The 15,713-nt window shown below is 68.0% G+C and carries 16 protein-coding genes and 1 tRNA gene; 9 read left to right on the forward strand and 8 right to left on the reverse strand.

What is annotated here, in order from left to right:
- The coding region (locus ACNPM4_RS06950) for a hypothetical protein (RefSeq protein ID WP_448985231.1) at positions 1-174 on the reverse strand (174 nt) is incomplete at its 3' end.
- A 70-nt stretch (positions 175-244) separates the two neighbouring features.
- Between ACNPM4_RS06950 and ACNPM4_RS06955 the strand changes: the two genes are divergently transcribed.
- Positions 245-649 (forward strand): hypothetical protein, encoded by a 405-nt coding sequence (locus tag ACNPM4_RS06955; RefSeq protein ID WP_448985197.1) that lies wholly within the window; start codon positions 245-247, stop codon positions 647-649.
- Positions 650-693: 44 nt separating this feature from the next.
- Positions 694-1,719 carry an FUSC family protein gene (locus ACNPM4_RS06960; protein WP_029264460.1) on the forward strand — a complete coding sequence of 342 codons (1,026 nt, stop codon included), beginning with the start codon at positions 694-696 and terminating at the stop codon, positions 1,717-1,719.
- Between the two features lie 7 nt (positions 1,720-1,726).
- On the opposite strand, the gene ACNPM4_RS06965 is transcribed toward ACNPM4_RS06960, so the two are convergent.
- Genes ACNPM4_RS06965 through ACNPM4_RS06975 form a run of 3 tightly spaced genes read right to left on the reverse strand, consistent with a single transcriptional unit; the run spans position 1,727 to position 3,632 of the window.
- Positions 1,727-2,221 carry a hypothetical protein gene (locus ACNPM4_RS06965; protein ID WP_448985198.1) on the reverse strand — a complete coding sequence of 165 codons (495 nt, stop codon included), beginning with the start codon at positions 2,219-2,221 and terminating at the stop codon, positions 1,727-1,729.
- 1 nt (position 2,222) lies between these two features.
- Positions 2,223-2,828 carry a dCTP deaminase gene (gene dcd / locus ACNPM4_RS06970; protein ID WP_029264458.1) on the reverse strand — a complete coding sequence of 202 codons (606 nt, stop codon included), beginning with the start codon at positions 2,826-2,828 and terminating at the stop codon, positions 2,223-2,225.
- Between the two features lie 9 nt (positions 2,829-2,837).
- Positions 2,838-3,632 carry an IclR family transcriptional regulator gene (locus tag ACNPM4_RS06975; RefSeq protein ID WP_448985199.1) on the reverse strand — a complete coding sequence of 265 codons (795 nt, stop codon included), beginning with the start codon at positions 3,630-3,632 and terminating at the stop codon, positions 2,838-2,840.
- Between the two features lie 123 nt (positions 3,633-3,755).
- On the opposite strand from ACNPM4_RS06975, the gene ACNPM4_RS06980 reads away from it, so the two are divergent.
- The 5 genes from ACNPM4_RS06980 to ACNPM4_RS07000 all read left to right on the forward strand — a co-directional run bounded on the left by ACNPM4_RS06980 (position 3,756) and on the right by ACNPM4_RS07000 (position 8,354).
- Positions 3,756-5,099, forward strand: coding sequence for an MFS transporter (locus tag ACNPM4_RS06980; RefSeq protein ID WP_051662620.1), 1,344 nt, complete (start codon positions 3,756-3,758; stop codon positions 5,097-5,099).
- Between the two features lie 32 nt (positions 5,100-5,131).
- Complete coding sequence (locus ACNPM4_RS06985) at positions 5,132-6,169, forward strand: zinc-dependent alcohol dehydrogenase (RefSeq protein ID WP_448985200.1); 1,038 nt, start codon at positions 5,132-5,134, stop codon at positions 6,167-6,169.
- Positions 6,166-7,344, forward strand: coding sequence for an L-rhamnonate dehydratase (gene rhmD, locus ACNPM4_RS06990; RefSeq protein WP_029264453.1), 1,179 nt, complete (start codon positions 6,166-6,168; stop codon positions 7,342-7,344). The genes ACNPM4_RS06985 and rhmD overlap by 4 nt, the downstream gene beginning before the upstream one ends.
- 17 nt (positions 7,345-7,361) lie before the next feature.
- The gene (locus tag ACNPM4_RS06995; protein WP_029264452.1) at positions 7,362-8,216 is read left to right on the forward strand and encodes a fumarylacetoacetate hydrolase family protein; all 855 of its coding nucleotides are present in this window, start codon (positions 7,362-7,364) and stop codon (positions 8,214-8,216) included.
- Positions 8,217-8,280: 64 nt separating this feature from the next.
- Positions 8,281-8,354: transfer RNA gene (locus tag ACNPM4_RS07000), tRNA-Gly, on the forward strand.
- A gap of 26 nt (positions 8,355-8,380) precedes the next feature.
- Here ACNPM4_RS07000 and ACNPM4_RS07005 read toward each other — a convergent pair.
- From ACNPM4_RS07005 to ACNPM4_RS07015, 3 genes are all read right to left on the reverse strand, one after another.
- On the reverse strand, positions 8,381-10,705 hold the full coding sequence (locus ACNPM4_RS07005) for a sulfatase-like hydrolase/transferase (protein ID WP_448985201.1): 2,325 nt from the start codon (positions 10,703-10,705) through the stop codon (positions 8,381-8,383).
- A 117-nt stretch (positions 10,706-10,822) separates the two neighbouring features.
- Complete coding sequence (locus tag ACNPM4_RS07010; protein ID WP_262001888.1) at positions 10,823-11,452, reverse strand: hypothetical protein; 630 nt, start codon at positions 11,450-11,452, stop codon at positions 10,823-10,825.
- A gap of 82 nt (positions 11,453-11,534) precedes the next feature.
- A complete protein-coding gene (locus ACNPM4_RS07015) occupies positions 11,535-12,041 on the reverse strand; it encodes a hypothetical protein (RefSeq protein ID WP_029264449.1) in 507 nt (168 codons plus the stop codon).
- A 262-nt stretch (positions 12,042-12,303) separates the two neighbouring features.
- Between ACNPM4_RS07015 and ACNPM4_RS07020 the strand changes: the two genes are divergently transcribed.
- Positions 12,304-13,431 carry an AI-2E family transporter gene (locus ACNPM4_RS07020; protein WP_262001891.1) on the forward strand — a complete coding sequence of 376 codons (1,128 nt, stop codon included), beginning with the start codon at positions 12,304-12,306 and terminating at the stop codon, positions 13,429-13,431.
- Positions 13,432-13,600: 169 nt separating this feature from the next.
- Here the strand turns inward: ACNPM4_RS07020 and ACNPM4_RS07025 are convergent, their stop codons facing one another.
- Complete coding sequence (locus ACNPM4_RS07025; RefSeq protein ID WP_051662618.1) at positions 13,601-14,326, reverse strand: 2-oxo acid dehydrogenase subunit E2; 726 nt, start codon at positions 14,324-14,326, stop codon at positions 13,601-13,603.
- 117 nt (positions 14,327-14,443) lie between these two features.
- On the opposite strand from ACNPM4_RS07025, the gene ACNPM4_RS07030 reads away from it, so the two are divergent.
- Positions 14,444-15,713 (forward strand): MFS transporter (locus tag ACNPM4_RS07030; protein WP_448985202.1); only part of this gene is annotated, 1,270 nt, incomplete at its 3' end.

The raw sequence follows: 15,713 nt of genomic DNA on the forward strand, positions 1-15,713 counted from the left end.
GGGCGCGCGCCCGAGGTCGGCCTGGCTGATCGGGCCCCACTCCTCGACCGCCGCAAGAAGCCGGTAGTGGTAGGCGCGGGCGCCCGCATCGGTGAACTGCTCCTGCAGGAGCGCATGGCTGCGCAACTGCGCTCGGCTGACCCACCAGGTCGCTCTGTCTTCGAGTCGTCGCATGCCCCGATGCTACTCGTTGGTGCCACCCACGATCTGTTACCGTTGGTGGAACCAACGATATGGAGAAGTCATGATCCCCTTCGGTCCTCAACTCATCGGCCCGACGGAGAAGGCGCTGAACGCCCTGCTGCAGAGCGTCCTCGTCGGCCGCGACCTCACCGAACGCGAGTGGGTCACGCTGAGACTCGCCTCGCAGTTCGACGGCACCCACGACCTCGACGGCTTCGTCGCCGAGCGGCTCCACGATCCGGATGCCGGCCGGCTCACCGCCGCTCTGCGCGACCGCGGGCTCCTCACCGACACTGCGCTCACTCCCGCGGGCAGCGCCCTGGTCGCCGAGATCGGTCAGGAGATCGCCGCCCTCACCGCACCCCTGTGGCTCGGTATCGAGGAGGAAGATGCCGACGCCGCGACCCGCGGGCTGAACGTCGTCCTCGAACGGAGCCTGACACTCCTACGCACGTCGCACGCGTAGCACCTCGGCTTCGGCCCGGTCGCCGTCGGACGTAGGCTGGATCGGTGGCGGATTCCCAGGGACGAGTATGGACAGGCGTCCTGCGCGTCGGACCGCACCGGGGCGATCACCGGGTGGCTCTCCGGGCCGCGATCAGCGTGGCGGTGCCGCTCCTCGTGCTGTGGATGCTGGGGCGTCTCGACCTGAGCATCTACGCCAGCTTCGGCGCCTTCGCCGCGCTGTACGGTCGCCACGACGTGTTCCGTGACCGCATCCGGATGCAGGCGAGCGCCGGCGGAGTCCTGCTCGCCGCGATGCTCATCGGCACCGCGCTCTCGGTCGTGTCCGCTCCCGCCGCCGTCAGCATCCTCGTTCTCGCCGTCATCGCCTCGGCCGTCACCCTGCTCGCGTACACGATGCGCTGGCACCCGCCCGGGCCGCTGTTCCCGGTGTTCGCGGTCGGCGCGTGCGCCACCATCCCCGCGACGGCAGCCTCTTTCGGCGACGTGCTCCTGGTCGGCGGCGCGAGCGTGCTGTTCGGCCTCGCCGTCAGCGCGATCATCGGCCTGTTCACGCGCGGCACGCAGGAGGCGCCGCCCCGGTCTCGGCAGCCCGTGGGACCCATCGCGTGGGAGATGGCCGCCACCGTCGCCGTCGCGATCGTGGGTGCGGGCTTGGCGGGATTCCTGATCATGGATTCGCACTGGTACTGGGCCGCGGTCGGTGCGGTCGCCGCGGTCAGCGGTCCCCAGCTCAACGCCCGTGTGATCCGCGGCATCCAGCGCCTCGTCGGCACGTTGCTCGGCATCCTCGTCGCGGCGGGAGTCCTTGCGATCGATCTGCCGCCGCTCGCCGTCATCGCACTCGTGGTGCTGCTGCAGGCCGCCGCCGAGCTCTTCGTCGGCCGCAACTACGGCATCGCGATGGTGTTCATCACCCCGCTCGCCCTGCTCATGGTGCACCTCGCCGCCCCCACACCGGTCGACGTGCTCCTGCAGGACCGCGCGATCGAGACCGTGATCGGCGTCGCCGTCGGAACCGTGGTCGCCGTGGCTTCGGCGGCGCTCCGTCGACGGCAGACGAAGGCCTGAGGCGACGTCAGACCAGCAGCGCGAGGACGGACGGGGGCACGACGGCTCCGCCCGCGAAGGGCAGCCCGACCGTGTTCAGCAGCACCACGATCACGACGATCGCGGCGACGAGCAGCAGGAACAGGAACGCGAAGATCACGGCCACGAACCCGCCGTAGCCGCCGGAGGTCGGGACCTCGGGCGCGACCGACGGCTGCGCCCAGTCCTCGGCCACCGCGGCCGGCGCCTCGCCGTCGAGGATGCGGGGCGTCGGGCGTACCCGGTCGGAGCGACGCAGCGTGTCCGGCGGAGGCGGCGGGATCACGACATCCGCATCGGGGATGTCGGCCGACGGCGGCGGCGTGAGCAGTCCCTCGGGGATCGGGATCTCGGGCGGAGGCGGCGGGATGACGGCGTCGGCGGGCGGGATCAGCGCCTCCTCGGGGGCCAGCGCCTCCTCGGGGAGCGCCGTCTCCTCGGGGGTGACCGGCTGTTCCGGGGTGCTGCCGCTGCCGTCCGTCATGTCAGCCTCCGACTGCTCCGATATCGGTCACGCCGACATCCGTCCGATGGAAGTTCTGGAACGACCGTGAGGCCGTCGGCCCGCGCTGCCCCTGGTACCGGTTGCCGTAGGGGCCGGAGCCGTAGGGGTTCTCAGCGGGCGAGGTGAGCCGGAAGAAGCAGAGCTGCCCGATCTTCATCCCCGGCCACAGCTTGATCGGCAGGGTCGCGACATTCGCGAGCTCGAGCGTCACGTGCCCGGTGAAGCCCGGGTCGATGAAGCCGGCCGTCGAGTGCGTGATGAGTCCGAGGCGCCCCAGCGACGACTTGCCCTCGAGGCGGGCGGCGATGTCGTCCGGCAGCGTGACCTGCTCGTAGGTGGCACCGAGCGCGAACTCGCCGGGGTGCAGGATGAACGGCTCCTCCGGGTCGACCTCGATCAGACGCGTGAGCTCCGGCTGATCGACCGACGGATCGATGAACGGATACTTGTGGTTGTCGAACAGCCGGAAGTAGCGGTCCAGGCGCACATCGATGCTCGACGGCTGGACCATCTCCTGCTCGTGCGGTTCGAGGCCGACGCGGCCGGATGCGAGTTCTGCCTTGATGTCGCGATCACTGAGAAGCACGGCCCCAGCCTAGTTGCCGATGCTGATCCCCTGGAGATGCATGTCCTCGCGGAGGCGGAGGACCGTGCGCCGCAGCGGCTCGACCATGGAGTGCGGCCACCGCTCGTCGGTGCGGCTGGTCGGCATCGTGATGCTCAGCGCGGCGGCCACGCCGGTCTCTTCCGGCCAGGTGAGCGGCATCGCCACACAGCGGCATCCGTCGATGAACTCCTCGTCATCCACGAAGAAGCCCACATCCCGCCCCTTCTCGATGACCGTGAGGATGTCGTCCGGGTCGGTGATCGTGCGGGCCGTCAGGCGCGGGATCGCGACCTGGTGCAGGCGGCGCATGACGTCGTCGTCATCGAGCGTGCTCAACAGCGCCTTGCCGATGCCGGTCGCGTGCGCGTGGAGTCGCATCCCCACGTTCGACGCCAGACGCATGGGGTTCGGCGACGGGCTGATCGCGATGTAGACGTTCTCCACCCCGTCGAGCCGGGCCATCTGCACGGTCTCCCCGGTCTCGTCGGTGAGAGCGCGCATCAGCGCCGGCCCGGCCTCGAGCAGCAGGCGGTGCCCGTCGTAGCGCTGCCCGATCTGCCAGGCCTTGAGACCCAGCGAATAGCGCTTGCTCACCGGGTCGAGTTCCACCCAGCCGGCGTCGACGAGCGTGCGGAGCAGGCCGTGCGCGCTCGAGCGCGGCAGCCCCAGCGCCCCGAGGAGTTCCGGGAACGTCTGGGCGTCGGTCGCGGCGAGGTGCTCGATGATCTCGAGGGCCCGACCGGCGGATTTCACGGCACTCGGCGTCTGCGCGATGTCTGTCATGTCTCCCCCGGTGATGAATTGTGTCCGACGCGAACGTGTGTCACACTATCGCGCGTTCAGGTCTGAGACATCAGATTCACATACGTGAACGCATTGGATTCCCTCGTCAATGGAGATGCACCGATGTCCACCCAGTCCCCCACGCGGCCCGAACTCGCCGCGATCGTCCGCAAGGTCACGCTCCGGCTGATCCCGATCCTGCTCCTGATGTACATCCTGGCCTTCCTCGACCGGGCCAACCTCGGATTCGCGAAGGCCGCCTGGCAGGCCGACACCGGGATCTCGGATGCCGCCTACGCGCTCGGCGCCGGGATCTTCTTCCTCGGCTACGCGGTGTTCGAAGTGCCCTCGAACCTGATCATGCGCAAGGTCGGGGCCAAGATCTGGCTCGCGCGCATCATGGTCTCCTGGGGCATCGTCTCCGCGCTCATGATGTTCGCCACCAACGAGTGGATCTTCTACATCCTGCGCGTGCTGCTCGGCATCACCGAAGCGGGCTTCTTCCCCGGCGTCATCCTGTTCCTCACCTACTGGATCCCGCTCAAGTTCCGCGCCCGCGTGAACGGCCTGTTCTACTTCGGCGCACCGCTCGCCTTCATCTTCGGCGGACCGCTGTCGGGAATGCTGCTCGACCTCGACGGCAAGGTCGGCCTCCACGGCTGGCAGCTCATGTTCCTGGTGACCGGCATCCTCACGGTGATCATCGGCATCGTCGCGTTCTTCTACCTCGACAACGGTCCGAAGGACGCGAAGTGGCTGAGCGAGGGCGAGCGCTCGACGCTCCTGGCCGCACTCGAGGCCGAGGACTCGGCGAAGGAGAACCACTCGCCGCGGGGCGCCCTGCGCGCGCTCGCCAACCCGGTGGTGCTGTACTTCGCCGCGATCTACCTCACGATCCAGATGAGCGTCTACGGGGTGACCTTCTATCTGCCCACCCAGATCGCCACGATCGTCGGCAAGCCCGTCGGGCTCGAGGTCGGCCTGCTGACGGCCGTGCCGTGGACCTTCGCGCTGATCGTCACCTTCGTGCTCTCCCGACTCGCGGACAGCACGGGTCAGCGCCGCCTGATCGCCACGTGCGCGCTCGCCGCTGCCGGCGTCGGCATCGTGCTCTCCGCCGTCATCCAGGATCCGCTGATCGCCCTGGCCGCGCTCAGCGTCGGCGCGGCAGGGTTCATCTCGGTGCAGCCGGTGTTCTGGACGCTGCCGACGTCGTTCCTGCTGGGAGCGGCAGCCGCGAGCGGCATCGCGCTCATCAACTCGCTCGGCAGCCTCGGCGGCTTCCTCGCGCCGGTCCTGAAGAACTGGGCGGACGCCACGTTCGGCGACAGCGCGGGACTCATCATCCTGGCCGCGATCGCCCTGGTCGGCGCCGGCCTCATCGCCCTCAGCAAGGTCGTCAGCCCCACTGTCCGCGAGACGGACGGCGTCGGACTCGCCACGACCACCACCACCGGCCAGCGCTGACCGCGCCCGGCAGATCAAGGAGACATACGCCCATGCGCGAGCTCGTCCTCACCGAGATCGGACGCCTCGACGTCCGTGAATCCCCGATTCCGCAGCCCGGCCCCGGCGAGGCACTCATCCGGGTGGCCGCGACCGGGATCTGCGGATCCGACGTGCACGGCTACACCGGCGAGAACGGACGCCGGTTCCCCGGGCAGGTGATGGGGCACGAGTCGAGCGGGACGATCGCCGCGCTCGGCACCGGTATCGACGAGCTCGCGGTCGGCACGGCTGTGACGTTCAACCCCGTCGTCGTGCCCGCCGAGGATGCCGCAGCGTTCGCGGGGCGGGAACAGCACCACCCCGGCAAGCATGTGATCGGTGTGGCGAAGGAGATCCCCGCCGCGTTCGCGGACTACGTCGTCGTCCCGGCACGCAACGTGGTCCCGCTGCCCGACGGCCTGCCGATCGAACTGGGTGCGCTGATCGAGCCGCTCGCCGTGGCGGTGCACGCCGTGCGCCGACTCCCCGCCGGGAGCCTCGGACGCGTGCTGGTGATCGGCGGCGGTCCGATCGGCCAGTCCATCGTGATCGCCCTGCGCGACGCGGGCGCCGGGACGATCATCGTGAGCGAGATGGATGCCGCACGCCGCGAGCTCGTGCGGCGGCTCGGCGCCGAGACGATCGATCCGGCCGACGGTCCGGTCGCGGACCAGCTCCGTGCCGGCGGCGGGCTCGCCGACGCGGCGCTCGACGCGGTGGGGATCACCCCGACGCTGCGGGACGCGTTCACCAGCACCACGCTCGGAGCCCCGATCTGCCTGGTCGGGATGGGAGCTCCGCAGGTGACCATCGACGCGTTCCTCGTGAGCACCGAGGAGCGATCGCTCATCGGCAGCTTCACCTACGGATCCGCCGACTTCGCCGATGCCACCGAGATCATCGGCGCCGACCCCGACGTCTACCGTGCGCTGATCAGCCGCGAGATCGACGTCGCCGATGCAGACGCCGCCTTCTCCGCCCTCGCGGCGGGCGACGGCACCCCGGGCAAGGTCCTTGTCCGATTCGACCGAGAGGAAGAGACACGATGACCGGCACCCCCACCATCCGCGAGGTCCGCGCCTACACCGTGCGTGGCGGCGGAGCGGACTACCACGACCAGGGCGCCGAGCACTGGATCGACGATCACATCGCGACGCCGATGAGCGTCTACCCCGAGTACCGGCAGTCGCGGCAGAGCTTCGGGATCAACGTGCTCGGCACCCTCGTGGTCGAGATCGAGGCGAGCGACGGCACGGTCGGCTTCTCGGTGACGACCGCCGGCGAGATCGGCGCGTTCATCGTCGAGAAGCACCTGGCACGCTTCCTCGAAGGCCGCAAGATCACCGACATCGAGCGCATCTGGGATCAGATGTACAAGTCGACTCTCTATTACGGACGGCGCGGTGTGGTGCTCAACGCCATCAGCGGTGTCGACCTCGCGCTCTACGACCTGCTCGGTCGTGTGCGACAGGTGCCCGTCTTCGAGCTGCTGGGCGGCCCGGTGCGCGACGAGCTGCAGTTCTACGCGACCGGTGCGCGCCCCGACCGCGCGAAGGAGCTCGGCTTCATCGGCGGCAAGATGCCCCTGCACCACGGCCCCGCCGAGGGCGAGGAGGGGCTTCGCAAGAACATCGCACAGCTGGCCGATATGCGCGAGAAGGTCGGCGACGACTTCTGGCTCATGCTGGACTGCTGGATGTCGCTCGACGTCGAGTACGCGACGCGCCTCGCCCACGCCGCCGCCGAGCACGGGCTGAAGTGGATCGAGGAGGCGCTCATCCCCGACGACTACTGGGGATACGCCGAGCTGCGCAAGCGCGCACCCTCCACCGTGCTCGTCACGACCGGCGAGCACGAGGCGACGCGGTGGGGATTCCGACAGCTGCTCGAGACCGGCGTCGACCTGATCCAGCCCGACGTGGGCTGGTGCGGCGGCATCACCGAGCTGCTGAAGATCTCGGCGCTCGCGGACGCGCACGGAACCATGGTCGTTCCGCACGGATCGTCGGTGTACTCGTACCACTTCGTCGTGACGCGCACGAACAGCCCGTTCGCGGAGTTCCTCATGATGCACCCGACTGCCGAGGAGGTCGTGCCGATGTTCTCGCCGATGCTCGTGGGCGAGCCCGTGCCCGTGAACGGCCGACTCAAGGTGCCCGAGACTCCCGGCTTCGGCGTCGAGCTCTCCGACGCCATCGACAAGCACCGTCCCTACACGCACTGACCCTGGAGACACGACACATGGAATTCCTCCGACTCGGCGCGGCCGGCGCCGAACGACCGGCCGTGCGCCACGACGGTCGCATCCACGACTTGACGCCTCTCACCGGCGACATCGACGGCGCGTTCCTCGCCCGCGACGGGATCACCCGCACGCGGGAGGCGCTCACTGCCGGCACGCTCCCCCTGCTCGACGGCGCCGAGGCACTGCGCGTCGGTGCGCCGATCGCGCGCCCGATGGCGGTGCTGTGCATCGGACAGAACTACGCCGCGCACGCCGCGGAATCCGGCGACGCCCCGCCCACGGTGCCGATCCTCTTCCACAAGCACCCGAACACGATCGTCGGCCCGTTCGACGACGTGCTCATCCCGCCGGGAGCCGAGAAGGTGGACTGGGAGGTCGAGCTCGGCGTCGTGATCGGCACCACCGCCCGCTACCTCGCGAGCCCGGAGGAGGCGCTCGCGCACGTGGCCGGATACGTGGTCTCGCACGACGTCTCCGAGCGCGCGTTCCAGGTGGAGCAGTCCGGCGGGCAGTGGTCGAAGGGCAAGAACGCCGAGACCTTCAACCCGCTCGGCCCGGTACTCGTCCCCGCCGATGAGGTCGACCCCCAGGCGCTGCGGCTCTGGTCGACGGTGAACGGCGAGGCCCGTCAGGACTCGAACACCGCCGACATGATCTTCACCGTGGCGCAGATCGTGCACCACCTGTCGCAGTACCTCGTGCTCGAGCCCGGCGACCTCATCAACACCGGCACCCCGCAGGGAGTCGCGCTCTCCGGACGCTTCCCCTACCTGCGCGCCGGCGACGTGGTCGAGATCGGCATCGACGGACTCGGGAGCCAGCGACAGCGCCTGGTCGACGCGCGACGCTGAGTCGCACTTTGGCCAACGCCCGTGTGCCAGGTAGGCTTGCCCTCACCTGCTCTCGGGCGGGTTCGGGACTGTAGTTCAATGGTAGAACTTCTGCTTCCCAAGCAGATAGCGCGGGTTCGATTCCCGTCAGTCCCTCCACATGTGACGTCCAGAGCGGGAGCGCCCTACTCCCGCGCGAAGGCGGCCTGCGCTTCGAGTTCGAGGTCGAGGTACTGCTCCTCACTCACGTCGACGGCTACGCCGCGGATCGTTCCGCCTGTGAAGGTGAAGGGTGACCGGTAGGAGCGGCTCACCGAGTCGGCGCTGTCGTATCCGATGCACAGGCCGTCACCGCACAACGTGAACTTTCCGACTTGGGCGCGCATCGGTCCGGTCGCGACCGCCTGGTCGTCGACGTAGAGGGTCGTGGTGCCGACGGACTCCTTGTACTCGCCTGCCCCCTCGCGGATGAACTCCATGCCGACGGAGTGCTTTCCCGAGGTGAGCTTCTCCGAGACGAACGTCTGTTCCGGCTGGATGCCGAGGAAGTTGTAGACGTAGTGCAGTCTTCCGTCCTGGATGAACAGGGCGTGTCCGCCGAAGCGCGATCCGTGGGCGAAGATCACGCCCTCGGCGTCGTCTTCGATGTCGACGTCCGCGATGATCTTGAATGACCGACCCCGCACGTTCACGGCGACACCCTCGGGGACCGACCCGCTGTCGGGGTAGTAGATGTAGCGGTGGCGTGGGGGCTCGGACGAGGGGCGCTCGATGGTGAGTTGCTCCATCGCGGTGCGGTCGTCGATGGGGAGCCCGTAATTGACTTCGGCTTCTTCGAACCAGGCGTCGACGAGTTCTCTGACCTTCTCGGGGTGGTCCGCGGCGACGTTCTTCGATTCCGAACGGTCTTCGTCGACGTGGTAGAGCTCCCACTCATCCTCGTCGAAGTGGCCGTGTCCGGTGATCGGGGCGTGCGTGGCAGCGACCTTCCATCCGTCTTGCCACAGCCCTCTGGTGCCGATCATGTTGTAGTACTGGCGCTTCTTCCGGGTGGGCGCGTCGGGGGCGGCGTCGAACGAGTACCGCATGGAGACGCCGGGCAGCGGCTCCTGCTCGACCCCCCGATACTCCTCGGGCATCTCGAGGCCTGCCACGTCGAGGATCGTGGGCACGATGTCGGTGACATGGTGGTACTGGTGGCGGATCTCGCCCCTGGCTTTGATGCCTGCAGGCCAGTGGATGATCATCGGATCGCAGGTGCCGCCGGAGTACTGGCTGTAGCGCTTGAACATCGGGAACGGGGTGGAGAATGCTGCCGCCCAGCCCGTCGGGTAATGGTTGTAGGCCTCGGGGCCGCCGAGGTCGTCGATACGGGTGAGGTTCTCTGCGAGATCGTCGGGGTAGTTGTTGAAGAACTTGTTCTCGTTCACGGAACCGTCGGACGACCCCTCTCCGGATGCGCCGTTGTCGGCGCAATAGAAGATGATCGTGTTGTCGAGCTGGCCGGTCTCCTCGAGGTAGTCGACGATCCGCCCGATCTGCGCGTCGGTGTACTCGCTGAATCCGGCGAAGACCTCTGCCATACGGCGGAACAGCTTCTTCTCATCTTCGCTGAGCGTGTCCCAGGGCTTGACGTGGTCGGCAGCGTTCGCCTGAGCTTCCAGCATCGGATTGAACGGCGTCAGCTCGGTGTCCGCGGGCATGATGCCGCGGTCGATCATGCGGCCGAGCACCCACTCGCGATAGGCGTCGTATCCATCGTCGAAAGCGCCCTTGTACTTGTCGATGTACTCCTGCGGCGCCTGATGCGGCGCATGGTTCGCCCCGGGGCAGAACCACATGTACCAGGGCTTGGACGGATTGGTCGCCTGCTGGCCGCGCAGCATCTGCAACGCCTGATCCGCGAGGTCCTTGGAGAGGTGATACCCCTCTTCCGGCGTGTACGGCTGCTCGATGAAGTGGTTGTCCTCGGCGAGGTCGGGGTACCACTGGTTCGTCTCTCCGCCGAGGAAACCGTAGAACCTGTCGTAGCCCATCTGCAACGGCCACTGCCTGCGGCTGCCGCCGGCGGCGTTGTCCTGCTCCGGCACGTTGTGGTCCTTACCCAGCCAGAACGTCGAATAGCCGTTGTCCTGCAGGATGTGCGCCATCGGTGCACAGTCATCCGGAATCCGCCCCGAGTTGCCGGGGAAACCGTTCGTCGACTCCATCAGTGAAGCGATGCTGTTGCGCGTGTGGTTGCGCCCCGTGAGGAACACGGAACGAGTCGGTGAGCACAGCGCGGTGGTGTGCCACTGCGTGTAGGTGAGGCCGTTCGCGGCAAGCCGGTCGAGCGTGGGCATGTTGATCCGGCCACCGTAGGGCGACCACGATGCCATCCCGGTGTCGTCGTAGAGGATAACGAGCACATTCGGAGCGTTCTCCGGCGCGGCCGGCAAGAGGTACGGCTCCCAGTCCGGTTCGGAGTCCCGCACATCGAGCGCGATCTTGCCGTTGAAGTCCTCAGCCACACCGATACCCCCGTTTCGAGATGGGGCGGTGAGCCCGCCACCACGGGCGACGCTAGCCACAGCGGGCGCAGCATCGGAAGGTCACATCACCCCGATGGGGTGACCCGAAGATCTCCGTCAGATCTTGATCGGGAAAGTGAGCAATGTCGCGATTCCTCCGATGACGATGACCCCACTCAAGCCGAGGAACACCCAGCGCCTCCACGGGACCGCCTGATGCTGAGAGATCGCGGCGAAGAACAGGACCAGGGCGAAGAGGACCGTGAGCAAGGAGTAGTCGTCGCCGCGCTGATTGTTGGCGAGGGCCTCGTCGAACTTCGCATCGGCGCGGGCGCTCAGCTCTTCGGACTCGACCGCGCCGGGCGGTACGTACTCGTCCATCACGAAGGGACCGCGGGCGGTGCGCCCTTCGGCTGTCCACGCGTCGAACGCGACCGCGAACTCTTCGGTGAAGCGTTCTTCGATGAACCGCACCAGGTCGTCACGCCCCTCTTCGTCGGCGAGCACCCATTCGGTGTAGAGCGTGAGGTCGTACTGACGTGCGGCCTGAGCCGTCGACTGTGCCGAGGCTGCTTGGACTCGCGCACTCGATGCCTGGCTGAAGGCGATGGACATCTCGCCGCCCCACTTCGAGGCCTCGAATCCGCACCACGCTGTCAGAACCGCGGTCACCGAAAGCAGAACGACGGTGATGATGTCGAGAACCCGGGTCGTGCGGACCGGTTCATCCGAGGCTTCCGTCTGCATGGCCTTGATCTTCGGCCAAGCGCTGCGGAGGCGAAAGCGGTTGCTCACCCCGGCGGGGTGAACGCCCGACGAGGTGTCTCCGTCAGAACAGCGTCACGGTGCGGGAACTCGTCGATCCGTCGGTGGGCGAACCCGTGGCCTGGACGGAAACCGAGATGCCCGAATGCAGCGGGGTCGAGCCGAGGACACCGAAGCTGACATTCGTCACGCCTTGCCCGGCGAGCGACCCGGCGAAGGCCAACGTGTAGGAGACGGTGCCATCGCCGTTGTCACTCGCGCCGACCGATGTCCACGTCGGATCGGTCGCAGGGAGTGCCCCGACGACGGGACTGCTTCCGCCTGCATTGGCGATGATGGCGGGCTGCACCGCACCGACATCGACGGAGGCGAAGGTCACCACGACGATGCCGCTGGTGATCGGCTCCACAGGGAGTGTGGACGCCTGAGTGTCGTCGTTGCGCAGCTGGATCGACGCACCGTAGTACTGCGGATTCACCCACGTGCCGCCGAGCATCGACTCGATCACGAACCGGCCGCGCGCGTCCGTCGATGCCGCGGCGAGCGGCGTCGCCGCCGCGATCGCGATCACGGGGACAGACCACGCTGCTCCCGTCAGGAGGGCTCGCCGCCGCACACCGTGCGGTCTGTCCTGACCTGCTGCTTCATTGCCCATAGTCTCGCCAACCTTCCCGATGCGTCTGATCGTGGTGAAGTGGTGTCTGATCTGCGGAAGAGGTCGTGCCCGGCCCGTGCGGACGCGTGTCAGCGAGTATAGGACTGTGTCCCCGCGGTCACCAGGAACGGGTGAGGGGGCACACGTGAGCGCCGTGGTCCGCGCGTAGCGTGCACGTATGGACGAGAGGGAATCCGGGCTGAGCGCGGACCGAGAGCGCGGACGGCGAGCTCCGCGGCTTCAGCTCGTGCTCCCCGCGAAGCCGCTGCTCTCCGGCTTCTCCGTCGCGGTGGGCGTCCTCCTCGCCATCGCGCTGGCCGCCACCGTCGCCGGTGTCTCGACGGTTCTCATCTCCATCTTCCTCGGCATGTTCCTGGCCCTGGGCCTCGATCCCGCCGTGCGTGCCCTCGAACGTCGAGGGTTGAGCCGCGGGGCGGGCGTCACCATCGTCGCTGTCATCTTCCTCGGAGTCGTCGCCGCGATCCTGCTCATCCTCGTCCCGGCAACGGTCCGTCAGGTCTCCGCGGCGATCGAGGCCGCCCCTGAGACCATCGCCGCCGTGCAGCAGAGCGGCTGGTACCTCTCGCTCGAGGCGAATCTCGGCGTCGACCTCTCCGCCCTCATCGCCGACGGCCTGCGGTCGCTCACCACGCTCTCCTCCTTCCTCGCGATCTCCGGAGGAGTCCTGAAAGCGGGATTCGGGGTGATCGGCGCGATCTCGAGCTTCATCATGGTCGTCGTGCTCACCCTGTACTTCATCTCCTCCCTGCAGAGCATTCGAGGGGCGATCGCGAATCTCATCCCGCTGTATCGGCGAGACCGCTTCGTCGCTCTCCTGGACGAGATCACGCAGTCGGTCGGGGCGGTCGTCGCGGGCGGCGTCACGCTGTCGGCCATCAACGCGCTCGTGGTGTTCGTGATCCAACTCGCCGTCGGCTCCTCCGTGCCCGCGGTCATGGCCATCGTCGCTTTCTTCGTCACCCTGGTCCCGATGATCGGATCCCTCGTGTTCCTGGTCATCGGCGGCGTCGCGACGCTGCTCGTCAGCCCGACGGCAGCGTTGGTCTTCGTGGTGTGCTACCTCGTCTACATCCAGGTGGAGGCGTACGTCGTCACGCCACGCATCATGGGCAAGGCAGCGGCGGTGCCCGGAGTGCTGGTGATCATCGGGGCGATGATCGGCGCCACACTCCTGGGACTGCTCGGGGCACTCGTCGCCATCCCGCTGACGGCGTCGATTCTGATCATCATCCGGAAAGTATGGATTCCGCGCCAGAATCGTCAGACCGAGCCGCCCAGCGAGTGACCTCGCGGAGCAGAAAAGCTGCGCCACATCGACGGCAGCTCCCTGGCCGAGCTCCTCCGCTTCAGCGCGCGGGCCGCAGCGGTCACCGTCTCCCGGCCGGGCGCGGATCCGCCCCTGCTCGGCGAGCTCGCCACGCTGGCTCCCGGCTGACCCGGGGAGCTCGCCCGAGTCAGGGTCGACGAAGTCGGTCAGGCCGCTCGAGGATGCCGGTGAGGGTGGCGAGGAACTTCGCTGCGAGGGCACCGTCGATGATCCGATGATCCGCGGTGAGGGTGTACGTGAGCAGTCGGCGAGCGACAGCGGCGCCGTCGACGAGCGCGACGTGCTCGGTCACCGCGCCGACCGCGAGCACTGCCCCCTGCGGCGGGATGATCAGCGCGGTGAAGTGCCCGACGCCGAACATCCCGAGGTTGCTGATGGTGAAGGTGCCATCGCTCAGGTCGGAGAGCTGGAGCTTGCGCTCCTTCGCCCGCGCAGCGAGGTCACGGGTCCGGCGGGAGATCTCGGTGACCGAGTCGTGGTCGACGTCGTGCAGCACCGGGATCATCAGCCCCGAGGGCGCGTCCACGGCGACACCGATATTGATGCGGTCATGAAGGAGCACCTGTCCGCGGCCCTCGTCCGAGTAGCTGGCGTTGATCTCGGGATGATCTGCGAGGGCCAGCGCTACGGCGCGCACGAGGAAGGCGTTCACGGAGAGCCTCTGCCCGGTGGGGGTCAGCTCCTGGTTGAACTCTTCTCGCAGGCTCAACAGCGCATCGACATCCGCCGTGGCGGTCACGGTGAAGCTGGGTATCGCCGCGCTCTCGGTGACGGTTCGCGCGATGGCGCGACGCATCGGGTCGAACGCGACAGCGCGCGTGCCGCGCCGGTCGGCCGAGGTGGTGTCGATCATCGTGTGCCTCCTGCACGTTCGGTCGGGCGTCTTCGCGGTGTCGAGCACCCCTACCCCCTATGGGTATAGGCTACACCGCGACCCGGACATCCCGGCGAGCTTCCAGGAGGAACGACCATGCCCACATCCAGACCCCTGTCACCCGCGAAGCGGTGGCTCGGCCTCGCGCTGATCGCCACCGCGCAATTCGTCGTGATCATGGACACGTCGATCATCGGCGTCGCCCTGCCCGACATCCAGAGGGCTCTCGGCTTCACCCCCGAGTCGCTGTCCTGGGTGTTCAACGCCTACGTCGTCGCCTTCGGCGGCCTGCTCCTGCTGGGCGGACGCCTCTCCGACGCATTCGGCGCCCGCAAGATCTTCGTGCTCGGCTGGATCGTCCTCATCGTCGGCTCGATCATGGCCGGAGCCGCCGGCAACGTCGGCGTCGAGATCGCCGGACGCGCCATCCAGGGTGCCGGATCCGCGATGATCGCTCCCGCGGCCCTGACGCTGCTCATGATGCTGTTCGGCGGCACCTCCGACCTCCCCAAGGCATTCGCCGTCTACGGCGCGGCCGCACCCATCGGCGGCACGGCCGGCGTCTTCCTCGGCGGTGTCCTGACCGAGTACGCGAGCTGGCCCTGGGTGTTCTACGTCACGGTCCCGATCGCGCTCCTCGTGCTCGCCTTCACCGGCACCGCCCTCCCCCGCACCGTCCGCAAGGCATCGGGTTCGATCGACATCGGCGGAGCGGTCACGGTGACCCTCGGACTCGCGGCCGTGGTCTACGCCGTCGTCAACGCACCGGAGATCGGCTGGCTCACCTGGTCGACCCTCGGGATGCTGGCGGCCGGAATCGTCCTGCTGCTGATCTTCTTCCTCATCCAGGCCCGCAGCCGCAACCCGCTGCTGCGCCTCGGACTGCTGCGCGCCCCGCTTCTCGGAGCGGCGAACGTCGCCCAGCTGATGCTCGGCGCCGCCTGGGTGTCGATGTGGTTCTTCCTCAACCTGTACCTGCAGCAGGTCCTCGGCGCGAGCGCATTCGCCGCCGGTGCCGCACTGCTGCCGATGACCGGACTGGTCGTGCTCGTCATGATCGCGCTGGCACCCCGACTTCAGGAGCGGTTCGGCGCCAAGGCGCTGATCGTCAGCGGACTCCTCCTACTGGCCGGTGGGCTGGCGTGGCTCGCCTTCATCCGACCGGACGGCACCTACGCCGTCGATGTCCTGCCCGCCTCGCTGCTCGCAGCCCTCGGCATGTCGCTGGCGTTCGTCCCCTCGCTCGGCACCGCCATCAACGCGGCGCCTCCGGCGGAGACCGGCGTCGCCTCCGGACTCGTCAGCACCAGCTACCAGATCGGATCCGCGCTCGGCCTCGCGGTGCTCACGGCGATCGTCTACGGCA

The sequence above is a fragment of the Microbacterium umsixpiens genome (assembly GCF_053543675.1).